The sequence below is a fragment of the Taylorella asinigenitalis MCE3 genome, from assembly GCF_000226625.1.
GTDB lineage: Bacteria > Pseudomonadota > Gammaproteobacteria > Burkholderiales > Burkholderiaceae_B > Taylorella > Taylorella asinigenitalis.
In genome coordinates, this window is record NC_016043.1 from 391,502 (window position 1) to 403,426 (window position 11,925).

At 36.8% G+C, this 11,925-nt stretch carries 7 protein-coding genes; 3 read left to right on the forward strand and 4 right to left on the reverse strand.

All coding sequences use genetic code 11. The features are described 5' to 3' along the window. The first annotated feature begins 56 nt into the window (after positions 1 to 56). Entirely contained in the window at positions 57 to 1,712 is a 1,656-nt protein-coding gene (locus TASI_RS01905) for a glucosamine 6-phosphate synthetase (RefSeq protein ID WP_228359749.1), read from the forward strand. A 459-nt stretch (positions 1,713 to 2,171) separates the two neighbouring features. Continuing rightward, positions 2,172 to 3,665: an O-antigen ligase family protein gene (locus TASI_RS01910; protein ID WP_228359750.1), complete on the forward strand. Its 1,494-nt coding sequence runs from the start codon at positions 2,172 to 2,174 to the stop codon at positions 3,663 to 3,665. A 425-nt stretch (positions 3,666 to 4,090) separates the two neighbouring features. Here the strand turns inward: TASI_RS01910 and TASI_RS01915 are convergent, their stop codons facing one another. Together TASI_RS01915 and TASI_RS01920 are read right to left on the reverse strand one after the other, a co-directional pair. Then, entirely contained in the window at positions 4,091 to 5,410 is a 1,320-nt protein-coding gene (locus tag TASI_RS01915; protein ID WP_014111067.1) for a polysaccharide deacetylase family protein, read from the reverse strand. Continuing rightward, positions 5,407 to 7,257 (reverse strand): acyltransferase family protein, encoded by a 1,851-nt coding sequence (locus tag TASI_RS01920; protein ID WP_044977941.1) that lies wholly within the window; start codon positions 7,255 to 7,257, stop codon positions 5,407 to 5,409. Before TASI_RS01920 ends, TASI_RS01915 begins: the two co-directional genes overlap by 4 nt. Before the next feature lie 85 nt (positions 7,258 to 7,342). On the opposite strand from TASI_RS01920, the gene TASI_RS01925 reads away from it, so the two are divergent. Next, positions 7,343 to 9,184: a polysaccharide biosynthesis protein gene (locus TASI_RS01925; RefSeq protein ID WP_044977944.1), complete on the forward strand. Its 1,842-nt coding sequence runs from the start codon at positions 7,343 to 7,345 to the stop codon at positions 9,182 to 9,184. Between the two features lie 67 nt (positions 9,185 to 9,251). Here TASI_RS01925 and TASI_RS01930 read toward each other — a convergent pair whose 3' ends face one another. Both TASI_RS01930 and TASI_RS01935 read right to left on the reverse strand, forming a co-directional pair. Next, complete coding sequence (locus TASI_RS01930) at positions 9,252 to 11,465, reverse strand: NADP-dependent isocitrate dehydrogenase (RefSeq protein WP_014111070.1); 2,214 nt, start codon at positions 11,463 to 11,465, stop codon at positions 9,252 to 9,254. Positions 11,466 to 11,599: 134 nt separating this feature from the next. After that, positions 11,600 to 11,893, reverse strand: a complete 294-nt coding sequence (locus TASI_RS01935) for an SWIB/MDM2 domain-containing protein (RefSeq protein WP_014111071.1) — start codon at positions 11,891 to 11,893, stop codon at positions 11,600 to 11,602. Between the last annotated feature and the right edge of the window lie 32 nt (positions 11,894 to 11,925).

The following is an 11,925-nucleotide window of genomic DNA, read 5'->3' on the forward strand; positions in this document are numbered from 1 at the left end:
TAGATTCAGCAAATAATTATATTATAGAGAGGGCCGATTTCGATATAGTTAAATTATTGAGAAAGTCTAATCTTACTAATTCAGAAATAGTTTTCGGTCATAGTAGATTAATAACCAATGGCTTAAATGATAATCAACCAATTATTAGAGACGATTTAATATTAATTCACAATGGCATTATAGTGAACCATGAAGAGATTTGGAATAACCTAGGTTTAACTAGACTATATAGAATTGACTCTGAAATCATATTGGCACTCTTCAATAAGTTTCTGGAAGAGAAAATTTCTTTAGAGAAAATACCCAAAAAAATATTCCAAATTTGTGATGGCACAATGTCCTGTGCTGTGGCAATCCCAAAACTAGGCAAGATGATAGTGTTCTCTAATTGTGGGAGCTTATACCACGGTATTAAAGATCAGTCTATTTATTTTGCTTCAGAACGGTATGCTTTAGATTTATTGCATGTAGATGATATAGAACAAATCAACGGTGTATGTAAGGTTTTTGACATTCCTGTCAGTGATCAAGAATTGATAATTCGTGATTATAATTTTCGCAAAGAAAATCTTATACCTGAATTTCGGCATGATTCACATGAAGAAGCACTTCTTGAATACGAAGAGCCTTACTTGAAGCGATGTACTCGATGCATTCTTCCGCATACAATGCCCTTCATCAAATTTGATGAAAATGGGGTTTGTAATTATTGTCATAGTTATAAACTCAGAAATGTTCCTAAACCCACATCTGAATTATTCGAACTTGTAGAACCTTATAGAAGACCTGGTAATGAGCTTGACTGTATTGTTCCTTTTTCAGGTGGGAGAGATAGTTGTTATGCACTGCATTTAATAGTTAAAGAATTAAAAATGAAGCCAGTCACATATACTTATGATTGGGGAATGGTAACTGATCTCGGTAGAAGGAATATTAGTAGGGTTTGTTCTAGATTGGGTGTGGAGAATATAATTGTAGCTGCGGATATATCTAAGAAAAGACAACATATTCGAACTAATCTGAAAGTTTGGTTGAAATCACCTCATTTGGGTTTGATCGCTTTGTTAACAGCTGGAGATAAACACTTCTTCAGGTACGTGGAAGTCATCAAAAAGCAAACTGGTATTAATTTAAATCTGTGGGGGTTTAATCCTCTTGAAGTAACACATTTCAAAACTGGATTCCTAGGAATTCCACCCGATTTTGAAGAAAAAAGGGTTTATAGTCATGGAATCCGAAAACAAATAAGATATCATAAGAAAAGATTTCTTGTAATGTCAAGAAATTTAGGTTATTTTAATTCTTCTTTATGGGATACATTATCTGGAGAATACTACAGAAGTTTTACAGAAAAAAAAGATTACTTTCATATATTTGATTATTGGAGATGGGAAGAAGAAAAAGTTAACGATACATTAATAAATGAATATGATTGGGAATTATCTGTAGATACTCCAACTACTTGGAGAATAGGGGATGGAACAGCAGCTTTCTATAACTATATTTATTTTACAGTTGCTGGATTTACTGAGCATGATACTTTTAGAAGCAATCAAATAAGAGAAGGTCAACTTTCAAGAGATGTTGCTCTAAAACTCGTCAAAGAAGAAAATAAACCTAGATATAAGAATATTCGCTGGTATCTCGATGCTCTAAATTTAGATTTTAAAGAAGTTATTAATGTAATTAACTCAATTCCAAAATTATATTAATTATGTAATTTTAAAGGCATTTTAAAAATTAATTTAAAATATATTGCTTGAGTTTTTCTATTTTCACGCGTTAATTATGACTGTTCCACTTTGTAATCTAATAGGCTTAATATGAATATATAGTATTTTGCAATTTGTGCTATGGTTCATTAAGTACACCAATTAAAAATTTTGCACCTGTACTGTAAATCTTAGTTTTTAATAGCTTATTACTTATCCTTTGTGATTAAAAGATTGGGGACATATATACATTTATTTATACCTTTAAACTATTAAATTAAATTGCTTAATTTAAGTTTAGGAATTTACCTTAACTTGATTACTAGCAGTATTAATCTACTAATTATGTACAAATATTTTACAAATAACAAATTATTATACATATCCTCTATTTGCGCCTCAATTAGCTACATTTTTGTGTTAAATCCCGTAAGCTTTTATTTTTCTGATTCATTTAGAATGGCTTTTACGGGTTTTCTTGGTTCAATAAGTCTGATAATTACTTCTTTCTTAATATTAAAAACTAAGGATAAGTTGTGGAGATTTTATGCATTATCGAATTATGGAAAGATATATTTATACATTTTTTCTCTATTTGTAATTTGGATGTTACTTAACGGTATTATCGATTTAAGAGAAAATTCCAATTTTTTTTATTCAGCATTTGGACTTGTTTTATGTTTTGTTTCTATTGTTTTGTCATTAAATGCTTTAAAAAAAATACAAGTTTTAATTCAAACTATCTATTTGTTTAGTTTACTAATATTAATATTACAACTAATTTATTTTTTCATAGATGGTAATACAAAACTATATATATTTGTATTTTTGAATTGCCTTGCTTTTTCGATAATATTTAACACTAATCACATTAAGAAATTTATTGTTTTACTACTTACATATTTTTTATTCATTTACCTAATTAAGGATAATTATTTTTTTGGAAAATTCTTAATCCATAACCCTAGCTTCGGTTTTCGATTTAATGAAGAAAATCAAATATACCTGCAAGTAAGTGCCTTTATAAGTTATTTAGTAATTTATTACTTTTCTAATATAGTATCGAACAATTCTAAAAACAAAATATTAAACAGTTTTATGTTTTTCCTCTCATTTGCAGTATTGTTGGATTCTCAGGGAAGAGCAAGTGTTTTATCTATATTAGTAATAGTTATAATCAACATATTTAAGCTAAGGGATTTCAAATCTATTATTAAGATAACTCTATCAATTTTGTCATTTATTCTTATAGAAGCTATTTTGTTTAGTCCAGTATCGATAGATAGGTATTCAAATATTAGAAAAGACCAAATTAGTCCTAAAATAACCCTTAGTAAAAATCAATCAAATCCAATAATTACTAGTAGAAATGATCAGATAACCCGCTTATATTCAGATAAAATTAATACTTTTGAAGATTTTATAGATACGTATCCGGTCAAGTTAACACCAGAAAATATAAATTTACTTAAACCTCTAGTTGATGTAAATAAATTGTATGAAGATTTTATTCAATTTGGGTCTCTAGAGTATCCTACCAAACTAGGTAGGTTCATATTACAAGATTCTTCTTATAGAGGCATTCTGTTTGTCTCATCAATTATGATTCCTCTAAAATCTTATCAACATTTTATATATGGAATAGGGTTAGGAAATTTTCCATTAGCCTTAGGTTATACAGACCCTCCAGAGAGTAAATTCCCTCCTCATAATTTAGTATTAGAATCTTTTGTCGAGGGAGGATTAGTCGGTGCAATACTCTATATTAGTTTGCTACTATTAGTTTTCCTAAGATATTTAAAAGTTAAACATAGCAACTTTGAAATGAATTTTTTAGGTACATTATCTATATTTTTAATTTCAAACCAGATGTTCTTGGGAGGTTTAGTTACTCTTTTTATGGGAATGTTTTTTATTTCATCCTTTGTATTTTGCAGAAACCTTCAAACTTGATCTTTTTGTATTAATAAGTATTTTGTCCCTATTTATAACTTTTTATTTAGATGTACTGTTTTGTCAACGACAATTCAAAATTATCCCAAATAATTAGTTAGACAATCGATTTTAGAGTTCTCTATTCAGGTTAGATTAAGAAAAGTTTTTATCATTAAAAACTTCTTTAATACATTCATTTAATTAAAAAGCCCACATTAGAGCTTGATTTATCTAGAATTACCTTACGTAAACACCTTAGGGGAGAAATGGTGTCCCCTAGCTAATGTACTAAAGTGAAGCTAGAGCTGTTAAATTTGATTCCTGTATCTCTTATATAAATGAGTATGTCTTGGGTCCACCTTGAATGGATGCCAGTAACTGTGTAATTTTAAGAATTAGCTGAGCTGGGATAGAGGATAAGTTTCGAAACATATTTTTAAAATTCATAAAATCAATTCATTAAACTTAAAATTATTATTATGAATCAAAATACCTACCAACCCTCCCACAATTTTAGAATTTGTAATTACGGTCTCTATTTCACTCCCTCCGCTCTCTTTGTGTAAATTCAAATCCATCACATGTAGCGGCCTAAGCCTCAAATTCAAAATCGCTCCACGCTCAAGCCCGAGTCCACGCCCACGATCATGCCCATGCCCTCGAACCGCATCATAAGCTGGATATTCAAAAGCAGTCCCGCATTTAAAACCCACGTGTCGTAAATAACCTAAAGAGGAATCATAATCCAATCCCGCTGACTCAATCTCACGTAAAGTTTCTGGTTGCTTCCATCGTAAATAGTGAGTACGCTCGCCCCAAATCTCCTGCGTAATGCCAAGTTCATCGCACACTGTACGAAGCTTCTGAAATTCGCACCCAATAGCACCATCAATATCTGTCGCTTTATAACTTGCGTGTAAGCCAATTTCATGGCCGCGATTATGAATATGTTTTAATAAAGTCTTTATTTTTGGATCATCAATTTTATATGTAGCATCATATAGGCTATGTCCACCACATATAAAATAAAAGGCACTTTTTGTACCAAGCTCCTCAGAACGGTCCATCAGATTATCAAAAGTATTAAATGGATCGCCCGCAGTTAATTTACAGCTTGAGCGAGGATTACGACGCAAAAATTCCCGAAATCTAAAGCCCCCATTCGCAGCTGCAATCGCATAAGATTTTGCAAAATTCCTCCAATTTATAAAATCATACTTACTTGGAAGATCTATATCATGCGAAATACAATATGAACTCTCGTGCCGCTTAAATTCAAGACCTGGCCACATTCGCAGCATGATTTGTCTTAATATATCAAGCCATTCATCTACTATAGGTCGCAGATAATAGTTATATCGTACTGCGTGACAATTCTCATCTTTAAATCGACCGTGCCTATCGCGTGGCACATCACCGAATTCCTCCAGCCTATTCATCATCCAATACGCAAGTCCCAGAATATCGAAGCTTACGTAAGCAATATTCCCTTCAATGCATACTAAAGGTCCCTTAAATCCCATTGAGGTTGGCAATGCTAACGCATCCTCCACCGCTCCCTCAAATCCCTCGCTGGAAGCGGACCACCAATCAAGTCCGATAGAATCATTTATGCCAAATTTTTTGAATGCAGGGTCTAGATGGGTAAAGATAATTTTCTTATCACTAGAGGGCAGACTTAATTCCAAAGAGTCCTTAACTTCATCGAGAATTACATCGAATCCATATCTCTCCTTAAGAATAAGCTCAAGCCATTTTGTCACTTTTTATCTCTAAAAATTTCTAGAATTTTATTCTCGATTACTTTCCCATATAAAGAGCTACCAAACTCATTGAGATGTTCGCCATCAAAGATAATAAGTTTATTTCCATAATGAGGAGCGTCTTTAAACATCTCATCATCGCTAAAATCAAGAACGTAAATGTTTTGTAAATTAGAATCTACTAAAGCTTTTAGCTTAGTATTAGCTACTTTGTGACTATTGTGAAAATCAGTTTTAGGATCGAGTTTAAGAGCAAAAAACCTATCGATTCTTTCTGTGTTTGAAGGGAAAAGAGGAGTCTGAGCGAGCAAAATCACCTTCTTTCCTGAATTATTAACTCTTTGCAAAAAATCTTTAAAGGTTTTTATAAAATCTTCGTCTAGCTGATAACTCCAAAAACCTGCTATTATAATTTGGTCAAATTGAGAGTTTATTTCTTCTTTAACAATATCAATTCTCTTGGAACACTCATCCTGGGAGTATTCAGGAATTTTTTCTATATCAAAACCCTCAATAGGTATACAGTTACTAGCTGTTAGTACTTTAAATGCTACTCCCTTACGCAAGCCTATCTCATCAAAAGCTTTATTTAGTTGAGCTGCGTGCGAATCACCTATAACTAATATTCGGTGAGATGAGTTTTGGTCACCTCTAATACAATCTCCAACAATAGCATCATGACATATCGTATCAGGATCCGCATAACGCCTTAATTCTATAGGAAGTGGTTTAACTAGAGTGTTATTAAAATTTTTACCGATTATGCTAAGAAGTGTAATCAAGATACCAAGCATTACAATCAAGTATGCAAGCAAAATCTTATTCGTTTTAAATTTTCTAAAAGGTTGCTCGATTATGTGATATGAAAGAATACTAAGCCCAACAGACAGACCAAAATACAACTGCACCAATCCGCTTGTTAGTTCATAATTTGAAGAAATATATCGTATAAATGCAAGCACCGCCCAGTGCCACAAATATAATGAGTAGGAAATATCACCCACATAACTCAGAGCCCTGACCAAAAGCCCACGACTTAAACCAATATCAGCCCATATAACAAGTGCCGTGGCCGCACATGGCAGCAGCATCCAAATCCCAGGAATTGAACTCTCTTTAATAAAAAAGAAAGACCAGAACACAATAACAATTCCTGCCAAAGCAAGCATCCATCGCAGCCCTCGATTCCATCTACAAGTGCCCACTATGGCAATGCCCACGCCTATCAAAAACTCTGGTATTCTCGAATATAAGTAATAGTATTTAGTATCCTCTTGATAAGAAATTAGAGCCATGAGTCCAACAAACACTAAACCTAAAACAAACGGACTCCATTTGCGTCCTGCTATCATAAAAACTAGTGGCAAAAGCAAATAGAATTTCATCTCTACAGCAAGAGACCAAGTATGCAGTAGTGGGAGTTCAGTTGATTGAGGTGCAAAATAATCACCAAAATTTTGAAAAAAGACATTGCTATTAAAATACAAAGCATCACGTAAGCTTCTGCGATAAAAGCCAAAGTCAGTTTCCGTAAATACGATTATTGCTGTGACCGTAACAACAAGCAATACAAAGTAGTAAGCGGGCAATATCCTCTTAGCCCTACTCACCATAAATCCCCAAAAAATTCGTAATTTGTCCTTCCAAGTAAATTGGGGATTTTCAGCCATTCCTTTCTTAATTCTATGTAACAGACTTTGCGTAACTACAAATCCTGAAATCGTAAAGAATATATCGACACCTAAGTAGCCAGCGGGCAGGAATTCGCGGTCCATATGAAAGAGCATAACGGCTACTACAGCCACAGCTCTTAGTAATTGAATGTCATAACGAATAGCTTTGCTCATGCGGATAGTAAACTATAAAACGTTTAATTATAAAATTAACTTTAGTAAAATCGTAATATTTTCTTACGTATCGGCTTAGATTCTCATGATTCTTAATTTAAAAACAAGGTCTATCGTAATCACAGCATTTGATTTATCAGCTGTTGTAGTAGCATGGATTCTGGCATATTCACTGAGATTTAATTTCGATTTAGAAATGATTCGTTTATATGAACCCATTTCTTATCCGCTTTTTATTCTCCTCTTTGTCCAACTGCTAGCCTGTAGGCTGCTTCGCTTGCATCGAGGAATATGGGTATTTGCAAGTCTAAATGATATTTATCGTACCATTCAAGTCGCTGCAATTTCTCTTATATCTCTTCTAACAATAAAAGCGTTTATTTTCCACAATTCAGCCGAGATTCCACGTAGCATCTTTGTACTATATCCACTATTGCTAGTTATTATTATGGGTGGAGCTCGTTTCGCTTGGCGAGCTATTAATGATAGACGTAAACATACCGTACACTCAAAAGCTAAGCCCGTAATCATTGTTGGAGCTGGAGAGGCAGGTATCATGCTTATGCGAGAACTCGATCGCTCAAGCGTTTGGCGTGTCGTGGCCTTGCTTGATGATGATGAACGCAAACTGGGACTAGAGTTGCTTGGCAGACGAGTCGTTGGAAGCACTAAGGATCTTGCCCAATCTCTGAAAGAGTATGGGGCGAAACACGTAATCATTGCCATCCCATCGGCGGCTCATGAGGTTATGCAAAATGTCACGAATATCGCTTTAAATGCGGGTGCTGCTGTGTTTACGGTCCCAAATCTTGAGGATTTGATGAGTGGGCGCGTTGCAATTAATGCGATGAGGCCCGTGAATATTGAGGACCTACTTGGCCGCGATGCTGTTGAGCTTGATACAGCGAATATTTCGGAGCTTATTTCTAATAAGTGTGTGCTCGTGTCGGGTGCGGGTGGGTCCATTGGCAGCGAGCTATGCCGTCAGATTGCTAAGTATAAGCCTCAAAAGCTAGTTCTAGTCGAGCTCTCGGAGTTTGCCCTTTACACGATTGAGCAGTGGTTTAGCGATAACTGCTGCGAGACGCAGATTATTCCTTTGACAGCGGATGTAAAAAATTATGCACGCATGAAGGCCATTTTTGAGCAGCATCGCCCAAGCCTTGTGTTCCATGCTGCAGCATATAAGCATGTGCCTCTTATGGAAGTTTCAAATGCTTTTGAAGCCATTCGCAATAACAGTTTCGGCACTTATAATTTAGCGAAGGTGTCGGTTGAGACGGGGGTTCGTCGGTTTGTGCTCATTTCCACCGATAAGGCCGTCAATCCTACTAATGTGATGGGTGCTACGAAACGCCTTGCTGAAAAGCTACTTGAACGCATGCAGACATTTCATGGCCAAACAACTACATTTAATATGGTCCGCTTTGGCAATGTTCTCGGGTCTACCGGTAGTGTTATTCCTAAGTTTCAAAAGCAAATCCAAAAAGGTGGGCCTATAACCGTCACGCATCCGGATATTAATCGGTACTTTATGTCTATTCCAGAAGCTGCACAACTAGTAATACAGGCGGCGACTATGGGGCAGGGCGGTGAAGTATTTGTGCTTGATATGGGTAAGCCTGTGCGGATTGTTGATTTAGCAAAAAATATGATTCGGCTATCTGGATTTACTGAGGATCAAATTGCTATTGAGTACACGGGCTTAAGGCCAGGCGAGAAACTTTACGAAGAGCTTATGGCAGATGAGGAAACTACATCAGCAACATCCCATGGGAAACTGCGCATTGCCAAAACAGTACCTACAGCAGAGGGATTGATTAAGCGGTTTGAGGAATGGATTTCTGAAAGTGATGCACGTACGGATGAGGAGGTGCGCAAGCAATTAAAAGAGTGGATTCCTGAATATAATCCGTCTACGAATTAAGGGCCGCACAAAGCACACTGCACAACGCAAACTGCACATCGCACACCGCACGGCCCCAAAACGCAAACTAAATTGCGTCGATAATTTGATTTAATGTCTCTGAAGGTCTCATCGCACGAGTAGTTTTTTCAGGATCAGGTTTATAGTAACCGCCGATGTCCTGAGCAGACCCTTGTGCACCGATTAATTCCTTATTTATCTGCTCTTCAGCAGAAGCCAATTTCGCAGCAATCTCAGAAAATTTAGAAGCTATTTCCGCATCTTCAGTTTGATCTGCCAAAGCTTGAGCCCAATACATCGCAAGATAATAATGCGAACCACGGTTATCTATAGTGCCTAATTTGCGTCCTGGGGAACGGTTGTTATCTAAAAACTGTGCATTAGCCTCGTCTAAAGCATCTGCCAAAATCTGAGCTTTTTTATTATCGCTTGTGTTCGCGATATGCTCTAACGATGCTTGCAAAGCAAGAAATTCCCCAAGCGAATCCCAACGCAAATAGCCTTCCTCAATAAATTGCTCGATATGTTTAGGAGCAGAGCCACCAGCACCAGTTTCAAAAAGTCCGCCACCGTTCATAAGCGGCACAATTGAAAGCATCTTAGCGGATGTACCAAGCTCAAGGATTGGGAATAAATCAGTTAGGTAGTCACGGAGAACATTGCCAGTGGCGGAGATGGTGTCCTCGCCCTTACGAATTCGCTCAAGAGAGAATTCCATAGCATTCACAGGACTCATAACCTCAATCTGCAAACCAGTCGTATCATGATCAGCCAAATATTTACGCACTTTCGCAATAATTTCACGATCGTGAGCTCGTGCATCATCTAACCAGAACACCACAGGTGTCTCAGAAAGTCGAGCACGATTTACCGCCAATTTTACCCAGTCCTTAATTGGTGCATCCTTAGTCTGACACATGCGATAAATATCGCCAGCGCGCACCTCTTGCTCGAGCAAAACACGACCGCTTGAGTCCACAGCCTGAATCACGCCATCAGCCGTAGCTTGGAATGTCTTATCGTGAGAGCCGTATTCTTCGGCCTTCTTCGCCATAAGTCCTACATTTGGAACAGAGCCCATCGTGGTTGGATCGAAGGCACCGTTGCGTTTGCAATCCTCAATTACGACGTTATATAACTCCGCATAACTTCTATCTGGTAGTAACGCAAAGGTATCTTGCAATTTTCCATCTTTGTTCCACATCTGGCCCGAGCTACGAATCATTGCAGGCATGGAAGCATCCACAATTACATCTGAGGGCACGTGTAAATTTGTAATTCCTTTATCTGAATTTACCATGGCAATGTCTGGGCCTTCGTCGATCGCCGCCTCGATAGCCGCTTTAATGACTGCCTCTTTTGCATGGCCTTCGATTTTCGCAAATAGTTCGCCTAAGCCGTTATTTGGATTTACTCCTAGCTCATCAAAAACATCCGCAAATTTTTCGAATACGTCCGCAAAATAAACTTCAACTATTGCACCGAAAATAATGGGATCTGAAACTTTCATCATGGTTGCTTTTAAGTGAGCAGAGAAAAGCACGTCTTCACGGGCCGCTTCTTCTTTAGCCTCACGCACAAATGCTTTCAGAGCTTCCATGCTCATAACTGAAGAATCCAAAACCTCCCCAGCTTCAAGCTTCGCACTAGGGCGTAGCTCAGTTTTTGTTCCATCGTGTGCAACGTGAACAATCGCAAAATCGCTTGGTTCCTCGAGGGTCAAAGATTTTTCGCTCGCGTAGAAGTCTCCCTCATTCATATGAAGAACTTTTGTCTTAGAATCCGCATTCCAAATACCCATAGAGTGAGGGTTTTTGCGTGCATAATTTTTTACCGCTTTAGGAGCACGACGATCAGAGTTGCCCTCACGAAGAACTGGATTCACGGCTGATCCCAATACCTTAGCATAAAGAGATTTAATTTTTTTCTCTTCATCATTTTTAGGCTCAGCTGGATAATCTGGCAATGCAAACCCTTGCTTTTGAAGTTCTGCTATTGCTTCATTTAATTGTGGAATGGAAGCCGAGATATTTGGAAGTTTAATAATATTTGCCTCAGGCTTGCCTGCAAGTTCGCCTAGTTCAGCTAATGCATCGGCCGTCTTTTGGTCGTCTTTTAAATAATCGCCCATAACCGCAAGAATACGGCCTGCCAATGAAATATCTTTTGTCTCAACTTTAATATCTGCAACTGATGTAAATGCTTTAACGATTGGAAGAAAAGAATGAGTGGCCAGCATCGGAGCTTCATCTGTGAATGTATATGAGATGGTAGTTGTCATTTTGGAAAGTATATTTGTGGAAATGAATACGCCTATTTTACACTCTCTCATAATCGGCGCATTTTGAGTAGGCATAAAAAAATCTCGAATCCAGAAGCAACCCAGATCCGAGATTCAGTAAGATAAATTTGTAATTATTTCAAGTGAGCGCTGATTAGCTTAGTCATCTCGAACATGTTTACTTGATCTTTACCGAAGATTGGGCGAAGTTTGTCGTCTGCATTGATATTGCGACGGTTCGCAGAATCTTGAAGATCTTTAGATTTGATGTATTCCCAAACTTTTTTAGTAACTTCTGTACGTGGAAGTGGTTTATCTCCAACTACTGCTGCAAGCTCTTTGCTAGGAGTAAGTGGTTTCATAAATGCAGAATTTACTTTTTTTGCTGAAGATTTTTCAGCAGTTTTCGCTTTGGTTTTAGTGCTCATAAAATTTTCCCTACTTAAAATAGTAATTAGAT